We start from the raw sequence: 12,808 nt of genomic DNA on the forward strand, positions 1-12,808 counted from the left end.
CCGGTCGACTGGCCTGCGGCAGGCAGGGCGCTGTGCGTGTCGGTGCTGATGGCCCGGTGCAATGGCTACCGACCTTTCTGCGCGGTCAGCCGAAGAGCCACAAGGATCTGGTTCGCCAGCCGCGTAGCAGCCGGCCCAGCGAGTTATTGCTGGTGATTGTCGATGCTTCGGCGTCTACCCGCCGCCATCAGGCGTTGAGTCAGGCCAAGGGCCTGCTGTCGCAGATGTTCGACGATGCCTATCGACGCCGCGCGCGGCTGGCCTTGCTGACCGCCAGCGGCACTGCGCCACGCTGGCAACATCAGGGGCTGAAGGCCTCATCGGCGTTGACACCCTGGCTGGATGCGCTGGGCGCTGGCGGTGGTACGCCGTTGCCGGAAGCGCTGCAACAGGCAGCTGAATGGCTGGGGCAACGGCAAAAACGCTATCCGGCCGAACAGCAGCGGGTTCTGGTGCTGACCGATGGCCGGATCAAGTCGTTACCGGCACTCCCTGCGTTCGACTGCGCCAGTTTGCTGATCGATATCGAGAAAGGCCCGATCCGCCTGGGAAGGGCGCGGGAACTGGCATCGAGTCTGGGGGCTGAGTACCGGCACATCGATGAGTTGAAGCGGGTCTGAGGGTGGGGAACCCCTCAGGCCCGGCTCTCTTGCCGATGCTCTGCGGGGGTGGAGCGCGCGCAGAGCATGGCACTGAAAACACACCTCTGTGGGCGCGGCAAGGGCGGCGATCCCACAGGGTTTTCCATTACGCCAAGCGGGGAGCCCGCTCAGTCAGCCATCAAGCTGGCATGGTCCACGGCTCAAGGTCGTAGCCTTCGTTGCTGATTTCTGCACGGGCCTGTTCCAGAGCGCTGGCCAGTTGGCGCTTGTCGGAATAGGTGCTGCTCGGGATCTGCTTGCGACCGATACGGTTGCTGGTGCGGTCGATCACCGTCAGGCTCAGTTCGCCGTTACCGTCCTGTGGTGCCCAGGCAACACACTGGAAGGGTTCAAAAGCGTGTCCAGCGATCAGAAGTGCATCGTTGAAGCGCAGTGGGGCGTTCATGGTCGTTTCCTCAAGTGCCCATATCAATTCAGTCTCGGCGGCGGGCTGACCGTCCGGCTGGTTACTTGTGTTGATGAACGACAAGGGGGCATGAGTCACACCGTTCATTGAAAATATTTGCGAATTATTTTTGATGGGGCGCGTGGAAGGCTGCCTGTTGCCGCAAGAACCGGGCAGGTAGCGCACTAATGACAGCAGGTTATGAGCGTTAGACCCAAACGGTACAACGCTGCGTCAAATATTTGCTAGGGTGATGAGTGGGCTCGCCAACAGACTGTTTATAAAAAGCTTTTCAAATCTTCCATACGCCGGGCGCCAAGGAAACCTCATGCATGGATCGGCCCCAACACGACGTCTGTTAATGCTCGACGGCGGTGACGACTGTCATCCATTGATCCCCGTTCTGGTCGAGGCCGGATGGACGGTTCAGGAAAGCCCATCGGGTTCGGCAATCATTGCTGATTGTGACGTAGGCCTGATTCACCTGACCCCCGATCATTTTGAACACTTGCCCAGGCTCGAGGCGCTGTTCATTAATAGCCCGGTGCGCTGGATTGCAGTGCTGGCAGCCAGTGATTTGCGCCGCGAGAAAATCGGTGATTTCGTCTGCCGCTGGTTTTTCGACTTTCATACGCTGCCTTTCGACGCGGATCGGCTGCATGCCTCGCTGGACAGAGCGTTTACGGCCGGGCGGCCGCAATTGCAGGGCTCGCCTTCACAATTCAGCGTGGAACCCGAGTGGCTCGGCGACAGTCGGCCTGTCCGTGAATTGCGCAGGCTGCTGAGCAAACTGGCGCCCACCGATTCGCCGGTATTGATCAGGGGCGAACGGGGCACGGGCAAGGAACTGATCGCGCGCAGCCTGCATGTTCAGTCCTTGCGACGCGACAAACCCTTTATCGTGGTCGATTGCGCAGCGTCTGACGGGCAGTCGATCCACGCCGTGCTGTTCGGTCATGAGGACGGCGGGTTTGACGATGCTCAGGAGCGTAGGGTCGGGTTGCTTGAAGCCGCAGACGGCGGCACGCTGTTGCTCGACGAGGTCGGTGAGCTGCCGCTGGATACCCAGGCGAGCCTGCTGCGCTTTCTCGAAGACCGGCAGATCGAGCGCGCGGACGGTAGCGAACCGATTGCAGTGGATGTGCGGGTGCTGGCCGCGACCCGCGAGGATCTTGAAACGGCGGTGCGCAAAAAGCGCTTTCGCGAGGACCTGTATTACCAGCTCAATGTGCTGCAGGTCGGGGTGGCGCCATTGCGCGAGCGTCATGGCGATCTGGCGTTGCTGGCTAACCATTTCGCCCATTTGTACAGTCAGGAAACCGGCAGGCGGGCGCGCAGTTTCAGTCAGGATGCTTTGATTGCGCTGGGCAAGCACGATTGGCCGGGTAATGTGCGCGAGCTGGCCGGTCGCGTTCGGCGCGGGCTGGTGCTGGCCGAAGGCAGGCAGATAGAAGCGGCAAATCTCGGCCTGCTGGGTGAGGAGGACAGTGTTGGCAGCATGGGGACGCTGGAGGATTATAAGTCGCGGGCCGAGCGTCAGGCGTTGTGTGACGTGTTGACGCGCCACAGTGACAATTTGAGTGTGGCGGCCAGAGTGCTGGGTATTTCGCGGCCGACGTTTTACCGGCTGTTACACAAGCACCAGATCCGCTGAATCGCCCAGCAACTGCGAGACAGCGGTCAGCGCCTGTACGCGGCGCTGCTCCCAGTTACCGCCCACTACCCTGTAAGCCTGCCGGTGGTGTTCCAGCCATTCCCGACTGGCGTCGAAAAAGGCCTGGCGTTCACCCAATTGCGGCTGGCAGCGCTGGCCGTCGCTGATCCAGTCAACGCCTTCAGGCGACAGCAGCAGATGCAGGTCATAGGTACGCCTCAGCAGTTGCTGTTCGATCCATGCAGGGCAGTCGCCGAACAGCGTGCGGCTCCAGAGCATGTTGCTCAACAGGTGCGTGTCGAGTATCAGCAAGTCTGGCTCGGCGCCCCGCGCGGCGTCCTCCCAGGCCAGTTGGCCCTGGGCGATGGCCGGAATATCGGCGTAAACGGTATCGCGGCCCTGCTGATCGATGAACTGCCGGACATATTCGCCGACCAGCAGGCCGCCGAATCTGTGTTGTATTTCCGCCGACAGCCAGCTCTTGCCGCTCGACTCGGGGCCGGTGAGAACCAGAACTTTCATCGCGCCAGCGCCAGATCGTTGCGCCACTCGCGCCAGCCCTGTACCGCCAGCAGGGTGAACAAGCCATACAGCGCAGCCGTCAGGTACAACTCTTTGTAGATGAACAAGCCGACGAAAATCATATCGAGCAGGATCCACAGCGGCCAGCACTGAACGCGTTTTTGCGCCATCCAGACCTGCGCCACCAGACTGAACCCGGTCAGCGCGGCGTCCAGCCAGGGCTGTGCCGCATCGGTGAAATGCGCCATGCCTGCCCCCAGTGCGACGCTGACAAGTGCGCCGACCGCCAGCCCCTTGAGCACCGAACTGTTCTGCAAGGTGGTCACGGCTTTGACCGGCAGGCCGTCACCGTGCCGCGTCCATTGCAGCCAGCCATAGACCTGCAGGCCTGCGTAGATGACCTGCAGGAGCATGTCCGAATACAGCTTTACGTCGAAGAATATCCAGATGTAGATCACCACCATGACCAGGCCGATTGGCCAGCACCAGGGATTCTGCTTCACTGTCAGCCAGACCGCGATAACGCCGATGGCGGCAGCGAAGAGTTCAAGCCCGGACATGGCGGCTCCTTGGTGAGGGTAGTGAGGGGCGGGGCCGGCGATTGTATGCGCTTCTGCGCGCTGCGTGCAGCTTGTGTTGCGCCAGACCTTACGTCAGCAGGCTTTGTGCGTGCAGGTCTGCTAGCATTCCGCGCCTTGCATTTGCGCGAGTTTCTTCAAGCTTCGTTCAGGCATGTGGCGGCATAGTGGCAAGCATTTTTTACACGACAACATTAAACAGCGAGCCTGCGGCATCGCTTCATGGGGGAATGATGGATCTTTGGACCGCTGCTCAGGCGTTGATATTGGGTGTTGTAGAAGGGCTGACGGAGTTCCTGCCGATCTCCAGTACCGGGCACCAGATCATCGTCGCCGACCTGATCGATTTTGGCGGCGAACGTGCCATGGCCTTCAACATCATCATTCAGTTGGGGGCAATTCTGGCGGTGGTCTGGGAGTTTCGGCGCAAGATCCTCGACGTGGTCGTGGGGTTGCCGAAACAGCAACAGGCGCAGCGTTTCACCCTCAACCTGCTGATCGCCTTCATGCCGGCCGTGGTGCTGGGCGTGATTTTCGCCGATACCATCCACCACTACCTGTTCAATGCCATTACCGTGGCCACGGCACTGGTCGTTGGCGGGGTGATCATGCTTTGGGCCGAGCGCCGCGAACACACCGTGCGCACCGAAACCGTCGATGACATGAGCTGGAGCGATGCGCTCAAGGTAGGCTTGGTACAGTGCCTGGCGATGATTCCCGGCACCTCGCGTTCGGGTTCGACGATCATTGGTGGCCTGCTGTTCGGCCTGTCCCGCAAGGCGGCGACCGAATTCTCGTTCTTCCTGGCCATGCCGACGATGGTCGGTGCCGCAGTGTATTCGGGCTACAAGTACCGTGACATGTTTCGCCCTGACGACTTCGCGGTGTTTGCCATCGGCTTCATCACCTCGTTCATCTTCGCGATGATCGCAGTGCGCGGTTTGCTCAAGTTCATCGCCACTCACAGTTATGCGGTGTTCGCCTGGTATCGCATCGCCTTCGGCCTGCTGATCCTGGCGACCTGGCAGTTTGGCTGGATCGACTGGGCATCGGCCAAGGCATGACGGCGAGCCGCGGGTCGTCACGGCCAGCCAGCCTTGGCAGGCCGCCGGTCCGCCAATTGCGCTTGAAGATTCTGGTGCTGTTGCTGCTGTGTGCGTTGCCAGTCTACGGCTCGGCATCGCTATGGCTGAGGCAGGTCACGCCGATCCCGGCGCTGGTCCTGATCGTCATGAGCCTGCTGGCGTTCGTGCTTTACCGGCATGACAAGCGACAGGCCGGCAGTGCTGGCCAGCGCACCCCGGAGAACGTCCTGCATGGTGTCGAGCTGCTCGGCGGCTGGCCCGGCGCGCTGCTCGCGCAACAGGTGTTCCGGCACAAGACCCGCAAGGTGTCTTTTCAGGTCGTATTCTGGCTGATCGTGCTGGTGCATCAGGCGTTGTGGATTGACTGGCTGTTTTTGGGCAAGCGGCTTGTGCAGCTGTTGCCGTTATAGCGTCAGGCCGATCTGTTGCCGTTTCGGCAGCCTGCCGACCACCAACTGGTGCGAGCGGGTCAGCAGGTCGCGCAACTCATCGGCGCTCAGCGTCTGCAGGTCTGCCACGCTGATCCAGTGCGCACGCGCCAGGTAGGGCGCAGGTCGTATGCCGGGGCGATCCACGTAACCCAGAAACAACTCTGGGTGGACCTTGAACGCGAGGTCCTCGCCGACCAGGTCCATGACCGCGAACATTTTCTTTTCGGCGACGGAAAAAACCCGTACGCCGCCCCACTTGTAGTCTTCACGCGCGCCCGGCAGGTCGAGGCAGAATCTGGCGATGTCTTCCTTGTGCAGGGTCTTTTGCGGGCTCTTTGGCATGGATGCTCCCTGGGGTCTGACGGCGCACGGTAAGCTGTTCGATAGCCGCACGGATATTCGATCAGCGGATTGTATGCTGCTGCGACACTCATTAGTGTGCAGCTTTGCCTTTATCCGGAGTCTCGAATGTCTGCCGTGCAACTTGCTGATGGTCAACTGAACTACCTGCTCGAAGGCCCGGCGGGCGCGCCGGTGCTGGTCTTGTCCAATTCCCTGGGCACTGATCTGCACATGTGGGACAACCAGGTGCCTGCATTCACCCGTCACTTTCAGGTATTGCGTTACGACACCCGCGGTCATGGCAAATCGCTGGTCAGCGAGGGCAGTTACAGCATCGAGCAAAACGCTCGCGATGTGTTGGCGCTGCTCGACGCGCTGGACATCGACAAGGCTTTTTTCTGCGGCCTGTCCATGGGCGGGCTGATCGGCCAATGGCTGGCAATCAATGCGCCGCAGCGCCTGCACAAGGTCGTGCTGTGCAATACGGCCGATAAAATCGGCAATCCCGATGTCTGGAACCCTCGCATCGAAACCGTTCTGCGTGACGGCCAGTCAGCCATGATCGCGTTGCGCGATGCCTCGATTGCGCGCTGGTTCACGCCTTCCTTCGCGGTCGCCGAACCTGCTGCGGTCGACACGGTTGTCGGCATGCTGGCACGCACCTCGCCACAGGGTTACGCGGCCAATTGCGCGGCCGTGCGCGATGCGGATTTCCGTGAACAGATCGCGTCCATCGAGCTGCCGGTGCTGGTGGTCTGTGGCACGGAGGATGCTGTAACGACCCCGGCGGACGGGCGTTTCATGGTCGACCGGATTCAGGGCTCGCAGATCATCGAGCTGCACGCGGCCCACCTGTCCAGTGTCGAGGCGGGTGAGGCATTCACTGTGCCGGTACTGGCATTTCTGACTGCCGAATAGCCGGGCGCGGTCCTAAGTCCCGGTCTTGAGACACGGGGCACGGCGTTGCATACTCCCGGCTCTGAAAACGAGGTGGCCGGGTGTTTGATCTCAACGATCTGTTTTATTTCGTCCAGGTGGTCGAGTGCCTGGGCTTTGCGCCGGCAAGCCGCAAGCTGGGGATCCCCAAGTCCAAACTCAGCCGGCGCATTGCCGGGCTTGAGGAGCGCCTGGGTGTTCGGCTGATTCACCGCTCGACCCGCACCTTCGCGGTGACCGAAAGCGGGCGTGACTATTACGCGCACTGCGTGGCCATGCTGGTCGAGGCCGAGGCTGCCGAAGAGGCCATCCTGCGTTCCAAATCCGAACCGCAGGGCAGGGTGGTGATCAGTTGTCCTCCGGCGTTGGCAGCGATGGGCTTCAACGAGACCATCGCCCGCTTCGCGGCCGAGCACCCCAAGGTTCAGATCCAGGTCGAAAGTACCAACCGACGCGTCGACCCGCTGACCGAGAACATCGACATTGCGCTGCGTGTGCGTTTTCCACCACTGGAGGACGACGGCCTGGTGGTCAAGAAGCTCGGGCACAGCGCTCAGCGTCTGGTGGCACGCGCGGACCTGGCGGCCAGGCTGTCGGCAACGCCTTCTCTAGAGGCGCTGTCGACACTGCCCAGCCTCGATATGCCCTCTTCGAATCACGAGCATCGCTGGTTGCTGGAGACGCAGCCCGGCCACTATGCCGAAATACGCCACACGCCGCGGCTCATCAGCTCGGACCTGGACATGATGCTGCAGGCCGCCTTGCAGGGAGTCGGCGTGGCACAGCTTCCCGAGCTGATTGTCAGGGAAGCCTTGCAGGACGGACGCCTGGTAGAGCTGTTCAGCGAGCATCGACCCAAGTGCGGCATCGTGCATGCTGTGTTCGCCTCGCGCCGTGGCCTGCTTCCCGCCGTCAGGGGCCTGCTGGATGCGTTCGAGACCTCGTTCAAAGAACTTAGCCTCAGTCCGGACTCACTCTATTGTTCTCTTAATAGAACGAACAGTCGCATTCAAGACCACTAATCATCTATTGCGATCAAGGATAGGATGCTCGCCACTTCATCGCTCAGTGGCGATTTTCTTAAGGGAGCTACGTTATGAAACTATTGCACCTCGACTCCAGCATCCTCGGCGATCACTCCGCTTCGCGTCAGCTGACCCATGAGGTTGTCCAGTCCTACCTGAATGCGCACGCCGACAGCCAGGTCACCTATCGCGATCTTGCCAGTGACGCGCTTGGGCATTTCTCTGCTGCCAGCCTCGCTGCGGCGGGCACGCCGGTAGAAGTCCGTGACGCCGCCCAGCAGCAGGAAGTGGCAGGCAACGAAGCCACTTTGCAGCAGTTTCTCGATTCGGACGTGCTGGTCATCGGCGCACCCATGTACAACTTCACCATTCCGACCCAGCTGAAAGCCTGGTTTGACCGGATTCTGATCGCGGGTCGCACGTTCCGTTATTCCGAAGCCGGCCCTGAAGGCCTGTGTGGCGGCAAGAAAGTCATTATCGTTTCCACCTCGGGCGGTCTGCACGCCGGACAACCCACTGGCACCGGTCACGAAGAGCTGCTCAAGACGCTGTTCGCCTTCATCGGCATCACCGACCTGCAATTCGTCCGCGCCCACGGCCTGGCGTATGGCGAAGAGCCGCGTGCCAGCGCCATGAGTGCTGCCCAGCAATACATTCAGAACGAGCTGTTCGCGGCCTGATCAAAAGCCGTCTTCACGAAACTCTACAACCTGCGCGGGGTTTTCCTGCCGGGTTGTGGAGTTTTTTTGTTTCTGATGCATGGCGATGGGCTGCGCTGAACGGCGCGTTAACGGGATACAACCTTGACAGCTTTCTTACAGGTAACGGGGTTCTTACGGGACTAGACTGGGTTTGTACGAAAAGTCGGCGAGCGAAGGTCAGGCAAGGCAAAAACAGGCGAGGAACGGCCGGGGTCGCGTTCAACTCTACGTGTTGTAAATGAGCATTCCGATTGGACTCGCATCCGAGCCTGTTTTTAACGCAGCATCACCGAGCGCAGCCACTTTACGTACAGAGCCTAGGGTTTTCGAGCATCGCCTTGTCAGGCTGGCGGGAGTATTCGCCCTCGAGAAAAAACAACGGGCAGTTTATGGCCCGGCTTGTGCACTATCTCTGTTTTCAACACTCATATCTGGGTGGGAACGGCGCGCTGGAGCATGATGCTCGACACAAGCGCTTGATGGATTGTCCGGGCGAAGTTCCGGATTTGCAAAGGTTGGGCCTTGCCATGGTACGTCTTTGTGCAGTGATGCTGGTTTTCCTGCTCGATAGTCTTGTTTCGGTGCACGCTCAGGCGGATGAAGCCTGGAGCGCGGGCTACCACCAGTTGAGTTTTCCTGATCCGCTGGATTCCCAGCCGGTGCAGGCCATCGCTTTTTACCCCTCCACTGCCGCCGAGCAGGTGAGCACCCTTCACGGCTATCGTGTCGAAGCCGGTGAAGAGGCGCCTATCGCAATGGGCCGCTTCCCCCTGTTGTTGCTGTCACACGGCAACACAGGCACTCCGCTTGCGCTGCATGACCTGGCCACTTCGCTGGCGCGTCAGGGATTTGTGGTGGTTGCCGTGGTTCATCCTGGCGACAATGATCGCGATCACAGCCGTCTTGGCAGCCTGAGCAACCTGTACGGCCGCCCGCTGCAGATTTCCGAAGCGATCAGCACGGCCTTGCTCGACCCCTTGCTGGCCCCCTATCTCAATGCCCGGCAAGTGGGCGTGATCGGTTATTCGGCCGGTGGCGAAACCGCGCTGATTCTCGCTGGCGCGCAACCTGATCTGCAGCGTCTGCGTCAGTACTGCGCCGAGCGCCCGACAGACCGCGATGCATGCAAGACGCAGGGCGAGCTTGTCGCAGACCGTGATGACCTTCACGCTCAGGCTGATCCACGGGTTGGCGCGCTGATGTTAATGGCCCCGCTGAGCCTGATGTTCGGCCGTCACACGCTGGGTGATGTGCACGTGCCGGTGCTGATGTACGCGGGGGATGACGATCAGTTGCTGGCGATCGACCGAAACGCAGAAGCACTGGCGCGCAAGCTGCCGCAGCCGCCCGACTACAAGTTGCTGGCCGGGGCAGGGCATTTTGTCTTCATGGCACCGTGCAGTGACGAACAACGCGCGACTGCGCCGTTGCTGTGCAATGACCCTGATGGCGTGGACCGCGAGGATATCCATCGTAACCTGAGTGCCGAAGCGGTGCGTTTCTTCAGCGCCGCGCTCAATTCGGCCGACGATGACCGTTCAGGCATGCAGACAGCGCATCACCAGTAAGCACGCCCTTCAGGCGTTCAGCGAACTCAGAAAATCACCGAACCCGCCCCTGGCTTTCGAGTCGAGGCGGGTGCTGGTGGTGACCCTGGGGCGGCAGCTCCAGGCGATCCGTGCTCCGATCAATTCCAGCTGCCGGACCAGATGCACGTCTTCATGGCAGGTCAGGGCAGGAAATCCACCGGCGCTGATATAAGCAATCGAGCTGACACCCAGGTTGGCACCATGAATGTGTCGGTGACCGTCACGGTGCTGGTAATGCTGCAGATAAGCAGCCTGCGCAGCAGCCGAGATGTCCTTGCTCCAGTCGCCGGGCGTCACCGTTCCGCACACTGCGTCGGCATCCAGCGCCAGCTGTTCGGCAAGCCAATCACTGGCCACGGTACTGTCGCCATCGGTACACGCCAGCCAGCGTGCGCCTCGGTCGAGGAGAAACGCCGCACCCTGTGCGCGTGCCTGCCCCACGTTGCGCGCCGAGACTTCAAGAATCATCACGCCATGGGCTCGTGCGATCTCCGCCGAGCGGTCAGTGCAGCTGTCGAGCACCACCAGCACTTCCACGCATTCGCCCTTGAGGTCGGGGTGGGCAGCCGCCTGCTTTATCGTTTCGAGACACAAGTCGAGTAACTGCTCTTCATTGTGCACCGGGATCAGAATGCCGATCATCGGAGAATTCCTGTTCTGCTACGGAGGTTCCATCACGACTCCACAGGTCCAGCAGGAAATCCTGTTCGTGATGACTGAAAAGTCGGTGCATGGACAATCGTGCAGCAAGGATGTCGTGGACCGCCTGGGCGTTCAGCGGGCAGCCTTCGATATCGGGCCGCCAGTGACAGGCGAGCAACTGGCCGTCCGGTGACAGGGCCGCCAGTGCGCGGTCGATCAGGCCGTGCAGGTCGTCGGCGTCCAGGTAATAACCCATCTCGCTGAAGACGATCAGGTCGAATTCGCCTTGCGGCCATTGCTGTGGCAAACGCGCCTGTAACACTCTGGCATGGGGCAAGTCGGCCAGACGCTTGCGTGCCAGGTCCACAGCCAGGTTAGAGGTGTCGCAGCACACCAGCGCGTCGCAGCGCCCGGCAAGATCGGCACTGAGTTCGCCATTGGCGCAGCCGGGTTCGAATATCGAACGGTAGCGCTCGCGGGGCAGGGCGGCCAGGGTCAGTGCGCGCTTGCGCCGTTCGTACCAGCGTTGCTTGAATGCCCACGGGTCATCGTTGTTGAGAAACAGCTCATTGAAATAACTGTCCTCGACGCTCATGTGAACACCACTTCAAAGGGGCGCAGCAGTCTTTCCAACACTGCAGCCGGCAAAACCGGCGAAAGACCGATGGCCGGATCACCCTGCAGCTGGCTGGTGAACGCTTGGGCGGCGTTACGTTTGTGGGCCAGGGTCACCGGATCGAGCAGCAGCTTGCGCGCTCTGTCCCATGGCAGACGTTCATCTTCGGGGTCGGCCCAGTGCCAGGCCCAGACCGGTACTTCGTAAAACTGTGCTCCGGTCGTCGCGCAGGCTTTTGCACTGGCTCTGCCGACCGCTTCATGGTCGCTGTGGCCATCTTCTGCCCAGGTGGCGAACACCACGTCCGCAGGGCCCAGATGCTGTTCGAGAAAGGCCACCAGCCGTTCCTCCGACTCGGCCACGGCGCCGTCCTGAAAGCCGCAACGCAACCATTCGAGGCCCTCGGCAGGTATACCGAGGCGATTCAGGGCTTCGGCACTTTCCTCGGGCCGGGCTCTGGACAGACGATCGACAGGCCACAGCGTGGAGCCTGGATGGCTGGCTGTACCATCGGTGACCGAGATCAGTAACAGGCTGCGCTCCAGTTGTGCCAGTTGGCTCATCAGTCCGCCACAGGCCAGTACTTCATCATCCGGATGCGGGGCGATGATCACGGCTCGGCAATTGGTCGGTACCAGCAAGTCGGCAGTGATCGCTGGCAAGCCGTTCAGCCTGACCGAAGCATTCCAGGCAGCAAGGGATGTCCCTTGGCCGGACTCGTCATCACTCACTACGAACCCTTCGCTCATGCTCTATACGCTCTCATAGTGACCACGTCCGTGCAGCGGGCAACGCCTTGCCGACTGATTGGCCCAATGCTGCCAGGTCCTGTTCGGCGTGGCTCTGACGCAGGAAAACCGGCAGGTCGGTGATCAACCGGGCAAAGTGAGGGTCTTTGCAATAAGGCCCGGCGCCGACGGCCCGGCCCACATGCTGGATGACCAGATCGGCAGCTTGTTCGACATAGGAGCGGCAACGTCTGGCAAGCATCTCTGCATCGTCGGCTGGCGCTTGATCCAGGTGCGCGGCAGCTGCGCGCAGCACCTCGATTGCGGCATGCAGCGCCACGTCCGCAGCGCCAAGGTGCGCGAGGGCGTGCGGCTCTTCGCGCTTGCCGACATGGGCCAGCAGGCGCTGCGCGATGGCGCGGGATGCGCCGTACCAGCAGGCCGCAATGCCGATGCCGCCCTGCCAGAAGCCAGCTCTGTCGAGATAGCCACCCGGCGCACCGATCGCTTGACCGACGGCATTGTCGAAAACCACATCGATGCTGCCGGTAGCACCCATGCCCACTGCGCGCCAGCCATCGCCGGTCATATGTACGCCGGGCTGGTCAAGGCGCACTGCAATCAGTTGCTGCCGATGCTCGGCGTCCCATGCCGTTATCAATGCATGGCTCAACGCCGAAGCGCCCGAGCACCATGCCTTGCGGCCGTGCAGGCGAAGTGCATCACCAGCGCCGCTGATATTCACCCGTGCCTGTGGCGGCTCTGCCGCCCACATGCCCCAGGTGCTGAATTGTTCGGGGGGCGGGGCACCCAGTTCCGCCATGATCGCCAAGGCGTCCGTGTGCCCCTCGTACAACTTGCACAACCCCAGGTCGTGGGGGGATTCGGGTTCTTGATCACGAAGCGCGACCC

16 protein-coding genes are annotated in these 12,808 nt (G+C 61.3%); 8 read left to right on the forward strand and 8 right to left on the reverse strand.

Annotation, left to right across the window (positions count from 1 at the left end; genetic code table 11):
• Window positions 1-32: 32 nt before the first annotated feature.
• On the forward strand, window positions 33-620 hold the full coding sequence (locus tag ACW55A_RS19725; RefSeq protein WP_004413799.1) for a vWA domain-containing protein: 588 nt from the start codon (window positions 33-35) through the stop codon (window positions 618-620).
• A 160-nt stretch (window positions 621-780) separates the two neighbouring features.
• Here the strand turns inward: ACW55A_RS19725 and ACW55A_RS19730 are convergent, their stop codons facing one another.
• Window positions 781-1,047, reverse strand: a complete 267-nt coding sequence (locus ACW55A_RS19730; RefSeq protein WP_003315350.1) for a hypothetical protein — start codon at window positions 1,045-1,047, stop codon at window positions 781-783.
• A gap of 328 nt (window positions 1,048-1,375) precedes the next feature.
• On the opposite strand from ACW55A_RS19730, the gene ACW55A_RS19735 reads away from it, so the two are divergent.
• Window positions 1,376-2,701, forward strand: coding sequence for a sigma-54-dependent transcriptional regulator (locus ACW55A_RS19735; RefSeq protein ID WP_044309336.1), 1,326 nt, complete (start codon window positions 1,376-1,378; stop codon window positions 2,699-2,701).
• Here the strand turns inward: ACW55A_RS19735 and ACW55A_RS19740 are convergent.
• Entirely contained in the window at window positions 2,678-3,223 is a 546-nt protein-coding gene (locus ACW55A_RS19740) for an AAA family ATPase (RefSeq protein WP_003364515.1), read from the reverse strand. The genes ACW55A_RS19735 and ACW55A_RS19740 overlap by 24 nt on opposite strands.
• Entirely contained in the window at window positions 3,220-3,783 is a 564-nt protein-coding gene (gene pnuC, locus ACW55A_RS19745; protein ID WP_248680761.1) for a nicotinamide riboside transporter PnuC, read from the reverse strand. The genes ACW55A_RS19740 and pnuC overlap by 4 nt, the downstream gene beginning before the upstream one ends.
• Before the next feature lie 251 nt (window positions 3,784-4,034).
• On the opposite strand from pnuC, the gene ACW55A_RS19750 reads away from it, so the two are divergent.
• Window positions 4,035-4,865 (forward strand): undecaprenyl-diphosphate phosphatase, encoded by an 831-nt coding sequence (locus ACW55A_RS19750; RefSeq protein ID WP_004413791.1) that lies wholly within the window; start codon window positions 4,035-4,037, stop codon window positions 4,863-4,865.
• Entirely contained in the window at window positions 4,862-5,296 is a 435-nt protein-coding gene (locus ACW55A_RS19755; RefSeq protein WP_032609763.1) for a DUF1294 domain-containing protein, read from the forward strand. Before ACW55A_RS19750 ends, ACW55A_RS19755 begins: the two co-directional genes overlap by 4 nt.
• Here the strand turns inward: ACW55A_RS19755 and ACW55A_RS19760 are convergent.
• Window positions 5,291-5,659 carry an MmcQ/YjbR family DNA-binding protein gene (locus ACW55A_RS19760; RefSeq protein WP_003364507.1) on the reverse strand — a complete coding sequence of 123 codons (369 nt, stop codon included), beginning with the start codon at window positions 5,657-5,659 and terminating at the stop codon, window positions 5,291-5,293. The genes ACW55A_RS19755 and ACW55A_RS19760 overlap by 6 nt on opposite strands.
• Before the next feature lie 126 nt (window positions 5,660-5,785).
• Here ACW55A_RS19760 and pcaD point away from each other — a divergent pair, with 126 nt between their 5' ends.
• From pcaD to ACW55A_RS19780, 4 genes are all read left to right on the forward strand, one after another.
• Window positions 5,786-6,577, forward strand: a complete 792-nt coding sequence (gene pcaD, locus ACW55A_RS19765) for a 3-oxoadipate enol-lactonase (protein ID WP_498811153.1) — start codon at window positions 5,786-5,788, stop codon at window positions 6,575-6,577.
• 80 nt (window positions 6,578-6,657) lie between these two features.
• Window positions 6,658-7,617 carry a LysR family transcriptional regulator gene (locus ACW55A_RS19770; protein WP_003364502.1) on the forward strand — a complete coding sequence of 320 codons (960 nt, stop codon included), beginning with the start codon at window positions 6,658-6,660 and terminating at the stop codon, window positions 7,615-7,617.
• A gap of 74 nt (window positions 7,618-7,691) precedes the next feature.
• Window positions 7,692-8,300, forward strand: coding sequence for an FMN-dependent NADH-azoreductase (locus tag ACW55A_RS19775; protein ID WP_455808974.1), 609 nt, complete (start codon window positions 7,692-7,694; stop codon window positions 8,298-8,300).
• A 548-nt stretch (window positions 8,301-8,848) separates the two neighbouring features.
• A complete protein-coding gene (locus ACW55A_RS19780) occupies window positions 8,849-9,889 on the forward strand; it encodes an alpha/beta hydrolase family protein (RefSeq protein WP_004413784.1) in 1,041 nt (346 codons plus the stop codon).
• 9 nt (window positions 9,890-9,898) lie between these two features.
• Here the strand turns inward: ACW55A_RS19780 and ACW55A_RS19785 are convergent, their stop codons facing one another.
• The 4 genes from ACW55A_RS19785 to ACW55A_RS19800 all read right to left on the reverse strand — a co-directional run.
• The gene (locus tag ACW55A_RS19785) at window positions 9,899-10,552 is read right to left on the reverse strand and encodes a glycosyltransferase family 2 protein (RefSeq protein ID WP_003364497.1); all 654 of its coding nucleotides are present in this window, start codon (window positions 10,550-10,552) and stop codon (window positions 9,899-9,901) included.
• A complete protein-coding gene (locus tag ACW55A_RS19790) occupies window positions 10,521-11,147 on the reverse strand; it encodes a class I SAM-dependent methyltransferase (RefSeq protein WP_003364496.1) in 627 nt (208 codons plus the stop codon). Before ACW55A_RS19790 ends, ACW55A_RS19785 begins: the two co-directional genes overlap by 32 nt.
• On the reverse strand, window positions 11,144-11,917 hold the full coding sequence (locus ACW55A_RS19795; protein WP_003364494.1) for a PIG-L deacetylase family protein: 774 nt from the start codon (window positions 11,915-11,917) through the stop codon (window positions 11,144-11,146). Before ACW55A_RS19795 ends, ACW55A_RS19790 begins: the two co-directional genes overlap by 4 nt.
• A gap of 13 nt (window positions 11,918-11,930) precedes the next feature.
• Window positions 11,931-12,808, reverse strand: an 878-nt coding sequence (locus tag ACW55A_RS19800) for an acyl-CoA dehydrogenase family protein (RefSeq protein WP_499140611.1), incomplete at its 5' end; no start/stop codon positions are given.

Source organism: Plantibacter cousiniae (nom. nud.) (genome assembly GCF_977070315.1).

Excerpts from the sequence above, each read along its gene's own strand:
- ACW55A_RS19730 (WP_003315350.1), bottom strand. The coding sequence starts at position 1,047 with ATGAACGCCCCACTGCGCTTCAACGATGCACTTCTGATCGCTGGACAC.
- ACW55A_RS19735 (WP_044309336.1), top strand. The coding sequence starts at position 1,376 with ATGCATGGATCGGCCCCAACACGACGTCTGTTAATGCTCGACGGCGGT.
- ACW55A_RS19740 (WP_003364515.1), bottom strand. The coding sequence starts at position 3,223 with ATGAAAGTTCTGGTTCTCACCGGCCCCGAGTCGAGCGGCAAGAGCTGG.
- pnuC (WP_248680761.1), bottom strand. The coding sequence starts at position 3,783 with ATGTCCGGGCTTGAACTCTTCGCTGCCGCCATCGGCGTTATCGCGGTC.
- ACW55A_RS19750 (WP_004413791.1), top strand. The coding sequence starts at position 4,035 with ATGGATCTTTGGACCGCTGCTCAGGCGTTGATATTGGGTGTTGTAGAA.
- ACW55A_RS19755 (WP_032609763.1), top strand. The coding sequence starts at position 4,862 with ATGACGGCGAGCCGCGGGTCGTCACGGCCAGCCAGCCTTGGCAGGCCG.
- ACW55A_RS19760 (WP_003364507.1), bottom strand. The coding sequence starts at position 5,659 with ATGCCAAAGAGCCCGCAAAAGACCCTGCACAAGGAAGACATCGCCAGA.
- pcaD (WP_498811153.1), top strand. The coding sequence starts at position 5,786 with ATGTCTGCCGTGCAACTTGCTGATGGTCAACTGAACTACCTGCTCGAA.
- ACW55A_RS19775 (WP_455808974.1), top strand. The coding sequence starts at position 7,692 with ATGAAACTATTGCACCTCGACTCCAGCATCCTCGGCGATCACTCCGCT.
- ACW55A_RS19780 (WP_004413784.1), top strand. The coding sequence starts at position 8,849 with ATGGTACGTCTTTGTGCAGTGATGCTGGTTTTCCTGCTCGATAGTCTT.
- ACW55A_RS19785 (WP_003364497.1), bottom strand. The coding sequence starts at position 10,552 with ATGATCGGCATTCTGATCCCGGTGCACAATGAAGAGCAGTTACTCGAC.
- ACW55A_RS19790 (WP_003364496.1), bottom strand. The coding sequence starts at position 11,147 with ATGAGCGTCGAGGACAGTTATTTCAATGAGCTGTTTCTCAACAACGAT.
- ACW55A_RS19795 (WP_003364494.1), bottom strand. The coding sequence starts at position 11,917 with ATGAGCGAAGGGTTCGTAGTGAGTGATGACGAGTCCGGCCAAGGGACA.